Below are 16811 nucleotides of genomic sequence, written 5' to 3' on the forward strand. Positions count from 1 at the left end.
CGGCCACCGGCTCAGGAAACGATCTTCGAGGCCTTGTACTGGTGCGGTTCGATGCCGACCGCCGCCAGCGCGCTGCCGGCGGCTACCGCCACCGGATGCAGCGCAATCAGCGCCTTTTGCCCCGACAGCACCATGCGGCCGGCGCGGAACAGCGACAACGGCAGCATCGCCAGCATCTTGGCCAGCACTCCCAGGCGCGCCCACGGCGTCCGCGCCGCCTTGACCTCGATGTGATAGTTGATCGCGCCGATCCGCAGGCCGCGCTGCGCAAGCCATCCGGGATTGGTCCGGCTCGGCGGCACGGTTTCGGTGATGACGGCTTCCGCCGCCCAGTGGAATTTCATGCCGGCCTGGCGGCAACGCACGAAGAAATCGGTATCGCCGCCGCCGAGGAAATTGAACCTGACATCGAAGGCGGGATCGCCGAGCCGCTCGAATACCGCGCGCGTGATCAGGCAATTGCCGCAGCCGTAGATGATCGGCACCGCACCGCTGTAATCGTAGGCCGGACGGAAGGCCGGATGGCGGCCGAGCCCGCGCTTGCTGACATCGTCGAAATTGGGCTGCACCGGCCCGCCAACCAGATCGGCTCCGGTGGCTTCGGCGCTGCGCACCATCAGTTCGAGCCAGTCCCTCGAGGCGATCTCGTCGTCGTCGATCATCAGGAAATGGACCGCGCCGGGAAACGTCGCGCGCGCAGTCTCGAACGCAGCATTGATCGCATGGCAATTGCCCTGCCGCGGTTCGATCATGCACAGGCCGGCAAACCTGCCGGCCCGCAGGAATTCGGCAGCGACCGGCACGCTCTCGCACCCGGCGGCATCGTTTTCGACGATGACGACCGCGAAGCGGCGATCGGTGCGCTGGCCGGCAAGCGACTCCAGCGTCAGCCGCAGATGCTGCGGACGGCGGAAACAGGGGATGCAGACCACGATCGGAATCGAGCGGTCGAGCGAAGGCGATACCGCAGCCAATGCGCGGGAGGCGTCCGGCGTCATGTCCGGGGCCTCCATCGGCCGGCGGCCTGCAGTCTGGCAATCCTGGTCATGGCGCGTGCTTGGCTTTCTTTCAAAGGTTCGTTCAGCATGTCCCGCGACGGGATCACGCCGCGAAGGTCGCGACACAACCGTCTCAATTTGACCGGCCGCTCGCATCACGCGGCAACGCCGCTATTGCGCCTGGCGGCCACGGCGGCGAATTCGAAGAATGTTTCAAATGCGGACACTTCGCACCGCCCCGCTGTGCCGGAATTGCCGGGCGCAGGACGATCGCACCGGGAAACGATTGGTTCTTTCATGCGTTCACGCGCTCTTCTCGATCCGTCCATGTTGCGCGACCGTCATTGCAATATCCGGTCCACGCCGCGCGACGCGGCCGCAACTGATCGGGCGATGGTTACCGCGCGCAAATTAACCAGTTTCGACACGCCGCAAGGTCCCGTGGCGCTGTCGGCACCGATCTTGCTCTTACGCTGCCCAAGGATACCCGGCCTCAATGCCAAGCGCCCTGCAAGAGTCCTGAATGTCACTGCCAGAGAGAAACACGCGATGAACCATGTAGCGCTGTTAACCCCAACATACGGGCGCGATCTGGAACTGTGCACCTTGCTCTGCGAGAGTGTCGATCGTCACGTCAAATCATTCTCCAAGCATTATCTGCTGGTTCCCGATTGCGACCTGTCGCTGTTCTCTCACTTCGAGAGCGAGCGCAGGATCGTGCTTCCGTCCTCGAAATTCCTGCCGAAATGGCTGCGGCCGTTGCCCCGCATCATCCAGCGCAAGCGCCGCCAATACTGGTGGTCGTTCCGGACCATGCCGGTCAGCGGCTGGCATGTGCAGCAGTATCTCAAGATCGCCGCGACCACCTCGCTGCCGCACCACCGATATTGCATCCTCGATTCGGATATCGTGTTCTTCCGGGACTTCGAGCTGTCGCGTTTCGAATATCCAAACGCGATTCCGCTGCTCAATATGCGCGACGAGGTCACATCCGACCAGTTCCGGCATTCGCGCTGGGTCGAGACCAGCCATGAACTTCTTGGCCTGCCCACGCCGCCGCTTCCGGCGTCGGACTTCATCGGTCACATCATGTTCTGGGATAAGGAGACGACGCAGGCGATGGCCGCGAGGATCGAGGCCGTGACCAACCTGCATTGGGTCGAAGCCCTCAGCCAGACCCGCGAATTTTCCGAATACATGCTGTACGGCTATTTCGTCGAGAACGACGCCGGCTTCTCGGCGCGGCACACGCGTACCCCGCGCACCCAATGCGTCAGCTATTGGGATGATCCGAAACTCAGCCGGGATGAACTGAACCAGCTGCTTCGCCGCGCAGGCAAGGATGACGTCGCCTTCTCGGTCGCGTCCTTCTCCGGCACGCCGGTAGAGACCATCCGCGCGGCCGTCGAGGAGAACGCGGCCGTGCAGACGCACCGTACCGCAACGATCGAGCCGAAGGGGCTTGCCGCGCTATGCTGATCGGGCAGGCCAGCATCAATCTGACCGCCAATATCCTCTCGGCATTGCTGGGACTATTGAGCGTGTTCATTTTCACGCGGCTGTTTTCGCCGCATGATTATGGCATCTACCTGCTCGGGCTGGCGTTTGCCGCCGTGGTCAGCGTCTTCCTCGCGGGCTGGTTCCGCAACCTGATCCTGAGCGGCCACGCCAAAGACGACGGCACCGACGTCCGCGGCCTCGTCGCAACCGGCTATGTCATCTGCTGTCTGGCCGCGCCGGTTGCCTACGCACTCGGCCGCCTGGTCGGGCTCGATACGATGGCGGCGATCGCCGCGGTCGTGCTGGCGGTTGCGATCGGCCTGTTTGAACTGACCCAGGACCTGGTTCGCGCACGGCTGATGGCGATCACGGCCATGAAGGCGACGCTGGTTCGCGCCGGCGCAGCGCTTTGCCTGGGCATTGCTGCCGCCATGCTCGGCCGGACCGGTATTCTCCTGCTGGCGTCATCGGCGCTGGCCTATCTGCTCGCCATCGCGGCACAGCGATCGGCGTGGCGCGGAACCGTCTTCAAGTTCGATCGTGCCCGCCTGCTGGCCGCTGCGAAGCAGGGACTGCCGCTGACGCTATCGCTGACCTTGCTCGCGATCTCGACCGTCGCCGACCGCTTCATCATCGCCAACCTCGTCGGCACCGCCGATGCCGGAAAGTACATCGCCGGTCTCGACCTGGTGCGGCAGACGCTGATGATGCCGGCGATCAGCGCCGCCGCCGCGTTCTTCCCGCTCGCGGTGCAGATCCATGCCAGCCAGGGAGAGGCCGCGGTACGGTCGCATCTCGGCGAATGCGTCGAATTGCTGCTTAGCATTACGCTGCCGGCCTGCCTCGGCTTCGCCGTCATTTCCGCCCACGTCGCCAACGTCGTGCTCGGCGTCGATTTCCGCGCCATGGCCGCGGAGACCATGCCGATCGTGGCCGTCGCCGTGATCTTCCAGATCCTGACGCAGCAATATCTGCACGTCAGCTTCCTGCTGTCGGGACGCAACTCCTTCTATCTGATCAACACGGCCTCGATCATCGTGGTCAATATCATCCTGTCCTACGCCCTGGTGAGCGGATACGGCACGGTCGGCGCAGCATGGGCGCGGCTCGGCGCCGACCTGTTCGGGTTCGTCTGCGCGCTGATCCTCAGCCGCCGGGCCTTCCCGATCCCGCTTCCGCCCGGACGGCTGGCGCTGACCGTGATCGCCGCACTGGTGATGGCGCTGGTCGTGGCGGCGCTCGACAGAAGCCTGCACGTCTCCGACCTGACCGCCTGCGTCATGCTGGCCGGCGCCGGACTGGCGAGCTACCTCGCGCTGTGCTGGCTGCTCGACATCTCCCGGACCCGCGGGCGCCTGAAAGTCGGCTTCGCGCTTTTCAGAACCAAACTCGCAAACATCAATATTGGATAGGCCAGTGAACAAGACAGTCACGATCGATCTCGCCCGCGCCGTCCCCGTCGCCGCCGATGCACGCACCGCAGACGCGTTCGCGCATCCAAAGGCGTTGCTCGACCTGCCGCCGGGCGAGGCACGCGAAAGCCTGCTCGCCGTCCACGGCGTCCTCGGCGAACAACTCCCCGTCACGAAACTCGCGATCTACGAGGCCGGCGGCGGCTCGACCAGCTTCCTGCCGCTCGACGTGCTCGGCCGCGCCCATGTCACCGTGGTGGATATCGACGAAGACCAGATCCGCAACAACGACTACGCGCAGGAAACCATCCTCGGCGACGTCCAGAGCTACCGCTTCGCCCCCGGCAGCTTCGACCTCGTGATCTGCTACAACGTGATCGAACATCTGCCCGACGTCGAGGCGGCGTTGCTGCGGTTTTGCGAATCGCTGAAGCAGGGCGGCCTGATCCTGATCGGCGCGCCGAATCCGAAATCGCTGTCCGGCGTCGTCACCAAATATTCGCCGCACTGGTTCCACGTCTGGTTCTACCGCCATGTGCGCGGCGACAAGAAGGCCGGCCTGCCCGGCCAGGCGCCGTTCCCGACCTTCTTCCACCCGCTGGTCACGCTTTCGAGGCTGGAAGCCTTTGCCGAGGCGCACGGCCTTCAGATGATCTACCGCAAGGAATACGAGAGCCCGCGCTATCCGGAGATGCGGGCGCGCAAGCCGGCCTTCGCCGTCCTGATCGACGCCGCCGCCGCGGTCATCAATCTCCTTCTGCCGGCGAAGACCGATGTCCGGCACGGCGATTATCACGTGATCCTGCGAAAACGCTGAACCATGTACGCGATGTGGTCCGAAACCAAGGCGAGAGTCAGCCACCGGCTGGCGACGCATTTGAGCGTCGAACCCTTCCGGCTGCTCAACGAGACCCCGATGGTCAGCTTCACCTTCGACGACATTCCGAAGAGCGCCGCCACGACCGGCGCGAAGCTGCTCGAGGATCATGACGCGCGCGGCACCTTCTACGTTTCGGGCGGGCTGGTCGGCACCGCGGCAGCCGACTGGACGGCCGTCGATGCCCAGGACATCATCGACCTGCATCGCAACGGCCACGAGATCGGCTGTCACACCTTTTCCCACAAGCGGACCTGCGACCTCGACGCGGAATCGCTGGCCGCCGAGATCGCGCGCAATGGCCGCTATCTGCGCGCGCTCGACCCTTCCATCAAGGTCGAAAACTTCGCCTATCCCTTCGGTTACGGATCGTTCGGGCGCAAGGGCCAGCTCAAGCAGGCGTTCCAGTCCTGCCGCAGCATCGTGCCGGGCATCAACAGCGGCACGGTGGACCTGCAGTTCCTGCGCGCGATGCCCCTGATCGACCGCCGCATCGGCCGCCACGAGATCGAGCGCGCCTTCGACCAAGCGCAAACCTATAACGGATGGTTAATTTTCTACAGCCACGACGTCGCCGACAAGCCCAGCGCGTACGGCTGCTCACCCGATCTCATGAACCATGCCCTGGAGGCGGCATCGCGCCGGAGAATCCCGGTTCTGAACATGGCGGAGGCGTTGCTATGCGCGGGCGCTTAAACGCTTTTTTTGCCATTTCGGCGAATAGTCCCCCAATGAGTATGGTTAATTTTTCCTGTTGCGTTTGTTCCGCGCCTTGCCCCTGCGCGCGTTGCGTGACCCGAAGAGTGACCCCTCAGCCGGCGCGTGCGGCAGTTCGAATGAAAGCTGGGGACCATGCTTGTCTATGACAAACCGATAGATCAGGCCGGACCTGCCGCCCCGCCGGCGCCGCAGCGAATGCTGGCCGGCATCAGCGTGCTGGAGCTCGTCCGGCTGCTGTGGCGGAACAAGGTCGCGATTGCGAGCGCGGGCCTGATCTGCGCCGTAGCCGCCGTCATGATCGGCAAGAGCCTGACACCGAAATACTCGGCGATCGCCCAGCTTTACGTCGACCCCAGGGAATTGCAGCTGGTCGAACGCGAACTGACGCCACGCGCCCAGGACGTCAATGGCCTCGCCATGCTGGTCGAGAGCCAGGCGCGGCTGATCACCTCGAACAGCGTGCTGCTGCAGGTGATCAAGGACACCAAGCTCGACAAGGATCCGGAGTTCGGCGGCGGCGACGCCAAGGGCGCTCTTGCCACCCTGCTCGGCCTGTTCGGAATCGGGATTGGGCCCGCCGCCGACGCCAAGCTCGGCCAGATGGCGGCGCTGGAAGCCCTGAACCGCCACATCAACGTCAAGAAGACCGACCGCACCTTCATCGTCGACATCGACGTCTGGTCGTATGACCCCGTCAAGGCGGCGATGCTCGCCAACGCGATCTCCAACGCCTATCTCGCCGAATCCAAGAAGTCGCAGGCCACCGCCGCGCGGCGGGCGACCAGCGATCTGTCGGGCCGGCTCAAGGAACTGCAGGAGCGGCTTCGCACCGCCGAGAACGCGCTCGCGACCTACAAGGCACAGAACAATTTCGTCGGCACCCAGGACACGCTGATCTCCGACCAGCAGCTTTCGGCCAGCAACCAGCGGCTGGCCGCGGCGCGCGCGCTGACGCTCGATGCGCAGGCCAAATACGACCAGATCGAAGCCAGCCGCCGCGCCTCGGCCGACGCCGGTGCCATCCCGGAAGCGCTGCAGTCACCGACCATCGCCAATTTGCGCTCGCAGTACGCCGAGGTTCGCAAGCGCTATGCCGAGCTGACCAGCGAATTGGGGCCGCGGCATCCCTCGCTGCGTCAGATGGAAAAGCAGGTCGAGGACCTGCGCCGCAACATCAACGAGGAAGTCGATCGCTTCGTGCAGTCGGCCAAGAACGACCTGACGCGCGCCCGGGAATACGAAGCGTCGCTGAACAAGGCGCTGGAGGCCCAGAAGCGCCAGAGCGTGCAGATGAGCCAGGCCTCGGTGCGGCTGCGCGAGCTCGAACGCGACGTCGAAGCCAGCCGCGACGTCTATCAGTCCTTCCTCAAGCGCTCGCGCGAAACCGAGGAGCAGGAGAGCCTCAACACCTCGAGCGCCCGGATCATCGGCGAAGCTACCGTGCCGCAGCGGCGTACCTTCCCGCCGGCCATGAGCATGATCGCGATGATCGGCTTCATGATGGGCGCGCTCGCCGCTTCGGCCTGGACCGTGGCGGCCGACCGGCTGGCGCCCGACACCACCGAGCCGCAACCGGCACGGGCCGAGATCAAGACGCCGACCCCGCCGTCGAAGCCGGCGACAAGCAACCAGCCAAGGCAAACAGCTCCGGCGCCGGTCGCGTCGGTCGAGAAGCCGTTGATTGCGCGCCTGCAGGAATCCGACGTGGTGCGGACGCTCGGCGGCATCCTCAGTCTCGGCGGCGTTCCCGACGCCGCGCGGATGGGCTGGCCGACGCTGCGCGCCGGCTCGCCGCAGACGGCGTTCCTCGACGCCATACGCACGATCCGCGGGATTGCGGCACGGCGCTCGCCCGCCGACGCGATACCCGTGTTGGCCGTGATCGGCACGGGCGCCGGCGAGGACCGCAGCATCGCCGCGCTGAACATCGCGCTGGCGGCCGCCCGCGACGGCGTCAGCGTACTGCTGATTGACGCGGACCACGCAATGCATGCCATGTCGAACAGGGTGAACGGCCTCGGCAAGAGCGAGCCCAGCCGTCTCGGCTGGCTCTCGATCGGCACCAAGGCCTCCCGCGCGATCAAGACCGCGAACGGAATCTCGATCCTGCCCATCGTCAAGGGATCCGATGCCAAGACCGGCGACGCCATCCGCAAGGCGATCGCGCAGGCGCGTTCCGCCGGCGGCTACGATCTCGTGATCCTCGACGGACCGGCGATGCCTTTCAGCGCGGCCGGCCGCAAGCTGTTCGATATCGCCGATGGTCTCGTCGCCGTCCTGCCCGTCAGTCACGACATCAACGACGCCATGGAAGACATCATCACCGCCCTCGGCGGCGCGGAGCGCAAGCTGACCGGCGTCGTCCTCAGCGAAATCCACCCTGCGGCCGTCAGCCGCCAGCGAGACAAGCAATATGCCTGAGCGTCGTGCAAACCCCATAGGCAGGGCCGCCACGGCCGGTGTGCCCCGAATCTCGCTGGGCGGGCTGCGGCTCGCCGTGCTCGACATCGAGCAGACCGCGAATTTCATGATCGAGATGGTGTTCCCGGAACGCCGGGTCGGCCGCCCCCTGTACCTGACGTCAGCCAATGGCGAGGTACTGGCGCGCTGTTCGACCGAACCGATGACCGACCGGCTGTTTCGCGCCGCCGACCTGATCAACGCCGACGGCCAGCCGCTGGTCACGGTGTCGCGGCTGCGATCGCCGATGCCGCTGCCCGAGCGCGTCGCGACCACCGACCTGTTTCACGTCGTCGCCCGCAAGGCGCAGGAAGCGCGGCTGACGTTCTACATGTTCGGCGCGGACGAGGCGGAGAACGCCGCTGCCGTCGCCAATGTCCAGAAAGCGTTTCCCGATCTCAGGATCGTCGGGCGCTGCCACGGCTATTTGCGAGGCGATGCGCTGCGGGCCAAGGTCGACGAGATCAACGCGCTGGCGCCGGACTATCTATGGGTGGCGCTCGGCGTTCCCTACGAACAGGCCTTCGTCGAGGAATTCACGCCGCGGCTGTTCAATGTCGGCGTCATCAAGACCTCGGGCGGATTGTTCAACTTCCTGTCCGGCAGCCGCCCCCGCGCGCCGCAGTGGATGCAGAACATCGGCCTCGAATGGGCCTGGCGCATCTGGCTGGAGCCGCGCCGGCTGCTCTGGCGCTACCTCACCACCAATCCGCGCGCGCTCTATCTGCTGCTCTACAAGAGCCGGACGCCGGGGGGCTAGCATGAGCGATCGTCCGGCGATTCTGGTTACCGGCGGCGCGGGCTATATCGGCTCGCATTGCTGCAGGGCGCTGGCGAGGGCCGGCTATCATCCGGTCGTGTTCGACAATTTTTCCACCGGCCACCGCAGCTTCGTCACCGGCTCGCTGGTGACGGGCGACCTCGCCGACAAGGCTGCGCTGGCGCACGCCTTCGCGCAGCACGACATCGTCGCGGTGATGCATTTTGCGGCATCGAGCCTGGTCGGCGAGTCCGTCGCCGATCCGCAGAAATACTACCTCAACAACCTGGCCGGCACGCTGTCGCTGCTGGACGCGATGCGCGAGGCCGGCTGCAATCGCCTGGTGTTTTCCTCGACCGGCGCGGTCTACGGCAATGCCGACAGCAAGGCCCTGCCCGAAAGCTATCCTTGCGCGCCGATCAATCCCTACGGCGCCTCGAAATGGATGATCGAGCGGGTGCTCGCCGACTATCGCAGCGCCTACGGACTGGGATCGTTTGCGCTGCGCTATTTCAACGCCAGCGGCGCCGATGCGGATGGCGGCATCGGCGAACTGCGCGACAACGAAACCCACCTCATTCCACGCGCCATGATGGCGCTGCAGGGCCACGTACCCGATTTTGCGGTGTTCGGCGACGATTACGGCACGCCAGACGGCACCGCCATCCGCGACTACATCCACGTCACCGATCTGGCGGCGGCGCATGTGCTGGCGCTGAAACTGCTGCTGCAGGGCCATGGCGGCGGCGCTTTCAATCTCGGCACCGGCACCGGTTTTTCGGTGCGCAAGATTCTCGGGGCGATCGCAGCCGAGACCGGCCGCGAGGTGCCGCATGTCGTCAAGCCGCGGCGATCGGGCGATCCGACCTACCTGGTCGCCGATCCCACCGCGGCGCGCGAAACCCTGGAATTCCGCACCGCCCATTCCGATCTCGCAACCATCATCCGCACCGCCTGGGCGTGGCACCGCAAGGCTCACCCGCTGAAGGCGGACGCACCCGCCCTGTCTCCCGCCGCCTGAGCTTTCGCAGGCGTGATCGCACAGGAACACCTGCTGTTCGGGCGTCTCCACGCCTTCGGCAACGACCGTCATTCCCAGCGCCTTGCCCATGCTGATGATCGCCTGCGCGATCGCCTGATCCTCCGAATCCTTCGGCAGATCGCGGACAAAGGAGCGATCGATCTTGATGGTCTCGATCGGGAACTGCTTCATCAGGGACATCGAGGAATAGCCGGTTCCGAAATCGTCGATCGCAAGCCGGATGCCGCGGCTCTGGATGGCGTCCAGCACCTTGATCGCCCGGGCCCCGCCCGGCAGCCGACACGCTGCAGTGCACCCTGGAATTTGCAGGGAGGTCATTGCTATCGGGCCATCGCTTTGAGACCATGTGGCCTGCGACAAGAAGCAAGACCCGCCTCCCGCGCGGGCGTTGAAGGGGACCCCCATGCCCGTTGTCCAGGCCGACCGTCTCACACGGATAGGTGCTGCGCTGCTCAGGGCAGCCGGCGCGTCGGACGAGGAAGCCGGCGCGGTGGCAACCGGCTGCGTCAATGCCAACCTCGCGGGCCATGACTCTCATGGGGTGATCGCGATCCCGACCTATATCGACCGCATCAAGGCCGGGCACATCGTTCCCGGCGCGAAATGGACGATCGAACAGGAATCGCCGACCACGACCGTGATCGATGGCCACTGGGGGTTCGGCTTTCATGTCAACGCCAAGGCGATGGCGCTGACCATCGAAAAGGCGAAAACGGCGAATGTCGCGGCCTGCACCGTGTTCCGGCAAAGCCATGTCGGACGGCTCGCAGCCTATCCGCTGATGGCCGTCGAAGCCGGCATGATCGGCATCGCCACCGCCGATTCCGGCCGCTCGCCGAAGATCGTCGCGCCGTTTGGCGGCCGCGAGGCGCGGCTCGGCACCAACCCGATCTCCATCGCGGTGCCCTCGGATCTCGCGGCGCCCTTTTATCTGGATATGGCGACCTCGGCGGTCGCGGCTGGAAAGATCGCGCTCGCCGTTTCCCGCGGTGAAGAAATTCCGAAGGGGTGGATCGTCGACAGCGAAGGACGCCATACCACCGATCCCAGCCAATACCGCAAGGGCGGCGCGCTGCTGCCGCTCGGCGGCACCGAAGGCTACAAGGGAAGCGGCCTCGCCGCGATGGTCGAGGTGCTGTGCGGGCTTCTGACCGGCCTGGGGTTCGGCGTCGAGCCGACGGGACGGCATAACGACGGATGCTTCATGGCGGTGTTCAACGTCGCAGCATTCCGTCCGCTGAAGGACTTCAAGAAAGAGGTCGCCGAATTCGCGCGCTATCTGAAGCAAACGCCGCCGTCGGAAGGTTCGACCGGCGTATTCTATCCCGGCGAGGTCGAATATATCCGCGAGCAGCAGCGCAAGATCGCAGGCATCGAGATCGAGGACGCGACCTGGGACAAATTGCGCGCGCTTGCCGGCGAATACAAACTCGCCACCGAACTCGATCTGGCATGACAATCAATCTGGCCGGCACTGGGAGAACAGCATGACACGGCAGATGGTGATGGTGGGGTTCCTGCAGGCCCAGAACTGCACCAATCTGCCGAGCTCATGGCGCCATCCGGAATCGCGCGACGACTCGATGTCGGCGGACTACTATCAGGAGATCGGCCGGATTCTCGAATCCGGCAAATTCCACATGGCGTTTTTCGACGACCGGCTGGCGATGCCGGACCGCTACGGCAACGATCACGCCCATACCGTCGAATACGGCATCCGCTGCGTGAAGATGGATCCCGTCATCGTGCTGACGGCGATGGGCATGGCGACCGAAAAGCTCGGCCTCGCCTCGACCTGCTCGACCACCTATTACGAACCGTTCGATGTCGCCCGCCGCTTCGCCACCCTCGATCTGATGACCGGCGGCCGCGCCGCCTGGAACGTGGTGACGTCGATCAACGACGGCGAAGCCCACAATATGGGAAAGGACGCCCATCTCGAACATGATTTCCGCTACGACCGCGCCGACGAATTCATGGAGGTGGTGCTCGGCCACTGGGATACCTGGGAAGACGGTTCGCTGCTGATCGACAAGAACAGCGGCCGGTTCGCCGATCCCGCCAAAGTCAGGCGGCTCGATCACAAAGGAAAATTCTTCAAGTCGCGCGGGCCGTTCACGGTGCCGCGATCCCCGCAGGGCCATCCGGTCATCATCCAGGCCGGCGCCAGCGGCCGCGGCCAGCGTTTTGCGGGGCGCTGGGGCGAAGTGATCTTCACGGCAGCGCGCAATCTGGCGGGCGCCAAGGAAGGCTACAGCGCGGTCAAGAACGAGGCCGCCAAGGCGGGCCGCGATCCCGACCACATCTTCCTCTGCAACCTGACGACGCCGGTATGCGGCGCGACCAGGTCGGAGGCCGAAGACAGGATGGCGCTGATCGAAAAGCTGCCGCTGGAAATCGATGCGCTGTCGCTGTTGTCGGAGGGACTGAATTACGACTTCGCCTCCAAGGGCATCGACGAGCCGCTGACCACGGAGGAACTGCAGGGCATGCAGGGCATCCTCGGCATCCGCGACGGCGTGCTCAAGACCTCCGGCAAGACCAATCCGAGCGCGCGCGATTTCGTCACGTTCAGCGGCCGCGGCCAGACCGCGGACGCGATCGTCGGCGGACCCAAGGAGATCGCGGACAAGTTCGAAGAGATGTTCACCGGCGGCGGCTGCGACGGCTTTGTCATCGCGGCCACCTGCGTGCCGGGATCCTATGCCGACTTCGTCCGCCACGTGGTGCCGGAACTGCAGCGGCGCGGCCTGTTCCGGAAGGATTATGCCGGCAAGACCCTGCGCGAAAATCTCGGCCTGCCGCGTCCGCCGGCCGGCGCATGGAAAACCAGGCCGCAGGTCGCGGCCGAATAGGAAGGATTGCTGGATGCGCTGGCTCAAATTCACCGCCGCGGGAGAGACCTCCTGGGGGATCGTGGAAGGCGACCGCGTCATTGCGGTCGCCGGCGACCCATTCGGCGAATGGCAGCGCACGCCGCAAACCCATGCGCTGAGGGACGTCAAGATCGAGCTGCCGCTGGTGCCGCGCACCTTCTATTGCGTCGGCCTCAACTACCTCAAGCATCTCAAGGAAGCCGCCGACAAAGCCGGCACGGTTCCGAACGTGCCTGACAGGCCCGAGATCGGCTATCGCGCCCAGAACGCACTGATCGCGCATGACGAGGACGTCGTGATCCCGGCGACCGCCACCGAAAAGATTCACTATGAAGGCGAGCTGGTCGTCGTGATCGGCAGGAAGGCCAAGCACCTCAGCGAGAGCGACGCGATGTCCTGCGTGTTCGGCTACACCATCGGCAACGACGTCAGCGAGCGGACCTGGCAGAAGGCCGATCGCGGGCTGTGGCGGTCCAAGAATGCCGACACCTTCAAGCCGATGGGGCCCTGGATCGAAACCGATGTCGACCTCGACAAAATGGAAACCATCGTCAAGGTCAACGGCAAGGAAACCGGCCGCTTCCGCACCAACGACATGATCTTCGGCATCGTGCCGTTCATCGTCGAGCTGACGAAATATTTCACGCTGTGGCCGGGCGATGTGATCTGGATGGGGACCGACGGCGCCTCGCCCGATCTGAAAGCCGGCGACGTGGTCGAGATCGAAATCACCGGGATCGGCACGCTGCGCAACAGGTTCGTCAAAGAGGCGCCGGTTCGGTCCTGATCCCGGCATCCTGGATCGCCTTGCCCGGCGCTTCTCCCCGCCGCGGACCTAGTACCTGGAATCGTAAATCGGTAATGCAGCCATCCTTCGAGACGGCCGCTTCGCGGCCTCCTCAGAATGAGGTCTGACTTGTTGATACACAACAACCTCATGCTGAGGAGCGAGCGGCGCGAGCGTCTCGAAGCATGGGCAACAAGCGACTCACTGACCATTGATAGTGAGTACTAGGGTCACGCCGCAGGCAATATGAAGGCTCACACCGCGGTGGCCTTGGCGAAATCGACATAGATTTGGCGCAGGCGGTTGGTCATCGGGCCCGGCTTGCCATTGGCGACTGGCTTGCCGTCGATGGTCACCACCGCCTGCACGAATACGGTGGCGCTGGTGATGAAGGCTTCCTTGGCCGCCAGCGCCTCCGCGACCGTGAACGGCCGCTCCTCGACGCGCAGCTGGCGCTCTTCGGCGAGCGCAACCACTGCCTTGCGGGTACAGCCCGGCAGGATCGCCGAAGAATTGTGCCGCGTCACGATCACGTCGTCCTGGGTCAGGATGAAGCAGGACGACGACCCGCCCTCGGTCACCTGGCCGTCCTCGACCATCCAGGCCTCGCCGGCGCCGGCTTCCGCCGCCGCCTGTTTTGCAAGAACCTGCGCCAGCAGGGCGACGCTCTTGATGTCGCGCCGGGCCCAGCGGATATCAGGCACGGTGATGACGCCGATGCCGGTCTTGGCCGATTCCGCGTTGACGATGTCCTTGACCGACGTGAACATGATCAGCGTCGGCTTGACGCCTTTCGGAAAGGCGAAGTCGCGCCCGGTGTCGGCGCCGCGCGTCACCTCCAGGTAGACCATGCCGTTGACCAGATTGTTGCGCGCGATCAGCTCCTTCTGGATTTCCTGGATGCGATCGGTGGTCTCCGGCAAGGCCAGCGCGATCTCGCCGACCGAACGCTGCAGCCGCGCCAGATGCGAGGCGCTGTCGATCAGCTTGCCGTCGAGCACGGCTGCGACTTCGTAGATGCCGTCGGCGAACAGGAAGCCGCGATCCAGTATCGAGACCTTGGCCTCTGGCATCGGCACAAACGAACCGTTGACGTAAGCGATCTGTTCCAAGCGGGCTCTCCTGTAGGCTGCGAAGCGGCAGCTCCGCATACTATATGCGAATCGTTAATGCGAGAGAATCTTGGACAGGAATTTCTGCGCGCGGTCGCTGCGGGGACTGCCGAAGAAATCGGTCTTCAGCGCGTCCTCGACGATCTCGCCCCTGTCCATGAAGATGACCCGATGCGCCACCTTGCTGGCGAAACCCATCTCGTGGGTGACCACCATCATGGTCATGCCCTCGCGGGCGAGGTCGACCATGACGTCCAGCACCTCGCTGATCATTTCGGGGTCGAGCGCCGAGGTCGGTTCGTCGAACAGCATGGCGATCGGGTCCATCGCCAGCGCCCGGGCAATGGCGACGCGCTGCTGCTGGCCGCCGGACAGCTCGGCCGGATATTTGCGCGCATGCTCCTTCAGCCCGACACGCTCCAGCAGCTTTTCCGCCTTGGCCACGGCCGCGTCATGCGACCGCCCCAGCACCTTTTCCTGCGCCAGGCAAAGATTCTCGATGATCTTCAGATGCGGGAACAATTCAAAATGCTGGAACACCATGCCGACGCGGGCGCGCAGTTTCGGCAGGTCGGTTTTGGGATCGTTGACCCTGATGCCATCCAGGATGATTTCGCCACCCTGGAACGGCTCCAGTGCGTTGACGCATTTGATCAGCGTCGACTTTCCCGACCCCGAGGGGCCGCATACGACCACCACCTCGCCCTTGGCGACGCTGGTGGTGCAATCCTTGAGCGCCTGGAAGCCGGCCCCGTACCATTTGTCGACGTGTCTGATCTCGATCATGCGCGCTTCCCTAACGGACAATGCTGATACGCGCCTGCAGGCGCCGGACGCCGAACGACGCAATACAGGAAATGGCGAAGTAGACTACCGCCGCGAACAGGTACATTTCGACCAGCCGGCCGTCGCGCTGCGCGACCTTGCTCGCCGCGCCGAGGAAATCCGGCATCGACAGCACATAGACCAGCGAGGTGTCCTGGAACAGCACGATGGTCTGCGTCAGCAGCACCGGCAACATGTTGCGGAATGCCTGCGGCAGCACGACGTAGCGCATGGTCTGGGCGTAGGTCAGGCCGAGCGCATTGGCGGCGGCAGGCTGGCCCTTGGAGATCGACTGGATGCCGGCGCGCATGATCTCTGAAAAATACGCTGCCTCGAACATGATGAAGGTGACGAGCGCGGAGGTGAATGCGCCGACGCTGATCGGGCGCGAGGCGCCGGTGACCCATTGCCCCAGATAGGGCACCAGGAAATAGAACCAGAAGATCACCAGCACCAGCGGCAACGACCGCATGAAGTCGACATAGACCCCGGCGATGCGGCCGAGCAGCTTGAAACCGGACAGCCGCATCAGCGCGATCAGCGTGCCGAAGATGATCCCGCCGAGGGCGGAAAGCCCGGTCAGGGTCAGCGTGAACGTCATGCCGTCGAGGAAGAGGTAGCCGAACGAACGGCGGATGACGTCGAAATCGAAACTGGCGAACATGGCCGCTATTTCCCCGCGATGTAGCCGGGGATCGCCAGGCTACGTTCGAGGAAACGCATGCCGGTTACGACCACGATGTTGATCAACAGATACATCACGGTCGCGGCGGTGAAGGCCTCGAATACCTGGAACGAGAATTCCTGCATCGACCGTGCCTGGCCGGTCAGTTCGATCAGGCCGATGGTGATCGCGACCGCCGTGTTCTTGATGGTATTGAGGAACTCCGAGGTCAGCGGCGGCATGATGATGCGGAACGCGATCGGCAACAGCACGTAGCGATAGGCCTGCGACGTGGTCAGCCCGAGCGCGGTCGCGGCCTGTTTTTGCCCACGCGGCAGCGAGGCGATGCCAGCCGCCAATTGCACCGCGACACGCGCCGACATGAACAGCCCGATCCCGATCGCGGCGGTGTAGAACGGCGCGTTCGGAAGCTGTTTCAGCCACAGTCCCCAGCTTCGCGGCAGCAGTTCCGGCAGCACGAAGAACCAGAGGAACAGCTGCACCAGCAGCGGCATGTTGCGGAAGAATTCGACATAGGCGAAGCCGACCCAGGAGGCGGTCTTCGACGGCAGCGTGCGCAGCACGCCGATGACAGAGCCGAACGCCAGCGCGATGATCCAGGCGAAGATCCCGGTTTTGATGGTCAGCCACAGTCCCGACAGCAGCATATCGAAATAGGTGCCGGTCCCGCCCGGGGCCGGGTCGAAGAAGATGCTCCAGTTCCAATTATAATTCACAGGGCTTTCCGTCCGCTACGCCGCTGATACTTGCTCATGCA

The 16811-nt window shown here is 64.5% G+C and carries 15 protein-coding genes and 1 pseudogene; 10 read left to right on the plus strand and 6 right to left on the minus strand.

Going from position 1 to position 16811, the window contains the following annotated elements; translation table 11 throughout:
- Window positions 1-11: 11 nt before the first annotated feature.
- Complete coding sequence (locus KMZ68_RS22320) at window positions 12-998, minus strand: glycosyltransferase family 2 protein (protein WP_249779449.1); 987 nt, start codon at window positions 996-998, stop codon at window positions 12-14.
- Window positions 999-1046: 48 nt separating this feature from the next.
- Between KMZ68_RS22320 and KMZ68_RS22325 the strand changes: the two genes are divergently transcribed.
- From KMZ68_RS22325 to galE, 7 genes are all read left to right on the plus strand, one after another.
- A complete protein-coding gene (locus KMZ68_RS22325) occupies window positions 1047-2477 on the plus strand; it encodes a DUF6492 family protein (RefSeq protein WP_215613302.1) in 1431 nt (476 codons plus the stop codon).
- Entirely contained in the window at window positions 2471-3910 is a 1440-nt protein-coding gene (locus KMZ68_RS22330) for a lipopolysaccharide biosynthesis protein (RefSeq protein WP_215613303.1), read from the plus strand. Before KMZ68_RS22325 ends, KMZ68_RS22330 begins: the two co-directional genes overlap by 7 nt.
- 4 nt (window positions 3911-3914) lie before the next feature.
- The gene (locus tag KMZ68_RS22335) at window positions 3915-4727 is read left to right on the plus strand and encodes a class I SAM-dependent methyltransferase (protein WP_249779450.1); all 813 of its coding nucleotides are present in this window, start codon (window positions 3915-3917) and stop codon (window positions 4725-4727) included.
- A 99-nt stretch (window positions 4728-4826) separates the two neighbouring features.
- Window positions 4827-5483 carry a polysaccharide deacetylase family protein gene (locus tag KMZ68_RS22340; RefSeq protein WP_249779451.1) on the plus strand — a complete coding sequence of 219 codons (657 nt, stop codon included), beginning with the start codon at window positions 4827-4829 and terminating at the stop codon, window positions 5481-5483.
- A 156-nt stretch (window positions 5484-5639) separates the two neighbouring features.
- Window positions 5640-7928, plus strand: coding sequence for a GumC family protein (locus KMZ68_RS22345; protein WP_215613304.1), 2289 nt, complete (start codon window positions 5640-5642; stop codon window positions 7926-7928).
- Window positions 7921-8727, plus strand: a complete 807-nt coding sequence (locus tag KMZ68_RS22350) for a WecB/TagA/CpsF family glycosyltransferase (RefSeq protein ID WP_215613305.1) — start codon at window positions 7921-7923, stop codon at window positions 8725-8727. The genes KMZ68_RS22345 and KMZ68_RS22350 overlap by 8 nt, the downstream gene beginning before the upstream one ends.
- Window position 8728: 1 nt before the next feature.
- The gene (gene galE, locus KMZ68_RS22355) at window positions 8729-9748 is read left to right on the plus strand and encodes a UDP-glucose 4-epimerase GalE (RefSeq protein ID WP_215613306.1); all 1020 of its coding nucleotides are present in this window, start codon (window positions 8729-8731) and stop codon (window positions 9746-9748) included.
- Here galE and KMZ68_RS22360 read toward each other — a convergent pair.
- Window positions 9740-10030, minus strand: a pseudogene (locus tag KMZ68_RS22360) (EAL domain-containing protein); the annotation flags it as partial. The gene galE and the pseudogene KMZ68_RS22360 sit on opposite strands and share 9 nt — an antisense overlap.
- A gap of 142 nt (window positions 10031-10172) precedes the next feature.
- On the opposite strand from KMZ68_RS22360, the gene KMZ68_RS22365 reads away from it, so the two are divergent.
- The 3 genes from KMZ68_RS22365 to KMZ68_RS22375 are packed head-to-tail and all read left to right on the plus strand — an operon-like array spanning window position 10173 to window position 13432.
- Window positions 10173-11225: an Ldh family oxidoreductase gene (locus KMZ68_RS22365; protein WP_215613307.1), complete on the plus strand. Its 1053-nt coding sequence runs from the start codon at window positions 10173-10175 to the stop codon at window positions 11223-11225.
- A 31-nt stretch (window positions 11226-11256) separates the two neighbouring features.
- Entirely contained in the window at window positions 11257-12624 is a 1368-nt protein-coding gene (locus tag KMZ68_RS22370; protein ID WP_215613308.1) for an LLM class flavin-dependent oxidoreductase, read from the plus strand.
- 13 nt (window positions 12625-12637) lie between these two features.
- Window positions 12638-13432, plus strand: a complete 795-nt coding sequence (locus KMZ68_RS22375; protein WP_215613309.1) for a fumarylacetoacetate hydrolase family protein — start codon at window positions 12638-12640, stop codon at window positions 13430-13432.
- A 254-nt stretch (window positions 13433-13686) separates the two neighbouring features.
- On the opposite strand, the gene KMZ68_RS22380 is transcribed toward KMZ68_RS22375, so the two are convergent.
- Genes KMZ68_RS22380 through KMZ68_RS22395 form a run of 4 tightly spaced genes read right to left on the minus strand, consistent with a single transcriptional unit; the run spans window position 13687 to window position 16770 of the window.
- Window positions 13687-14544 (minus strand): D-amino-acid transaminase, encoded by an 858-nt coding sequence (locus KMZ68_RS22380; protein ID WP_215613310.1) that lies wholly within the window; start codon window positions 14542-14544, stop codon window positions 13687-13689.
- 54 nt (window positions 14545-14598) lie between these two features.
- Entirely contained in the window at window positions 14599-15330 is a 732-nt protein-coding gene (locus KMZ68_RS22385; RefSeq protein WP_215613311.1) for an amino acid ABC transporter ATP-binding protein, read from the minus strand.
- Between the two features lie 10 nt (window positions 15331-15340).
- Window positions 15341-16033, minus strand: coding sequence for an amino acid ABC transporter permease (locus KMZ68_RS22390; protein ID WP_215613312.1), 693 nt, complete (start codon window positions 16031-16033; stop codon window positions 15341-15343).
- Window positions 16034-16038: 5 nt separating this feature from the next.
- Window positions 16039-16770, minus strand: coding sequence for an amino acid ABC transporter permease (locus KMZ68_RS22395; protein WP_215613313.1), 732 nt, complete (start codon window positions 16768-16770; stop codon window positions 16039-16041).
- Window positions 16771-16811 lie beyond the last annotated feature (41 nt).

It is taken from the genome of Bradyrhizobium sediminis, assembly GCF_018736105.1.
GTDB lineage: Bacteria > Pseudomonadota > Alphaproteobacteria > Rhizobiales > Xanthobacteraceae > Bradyrhizobium.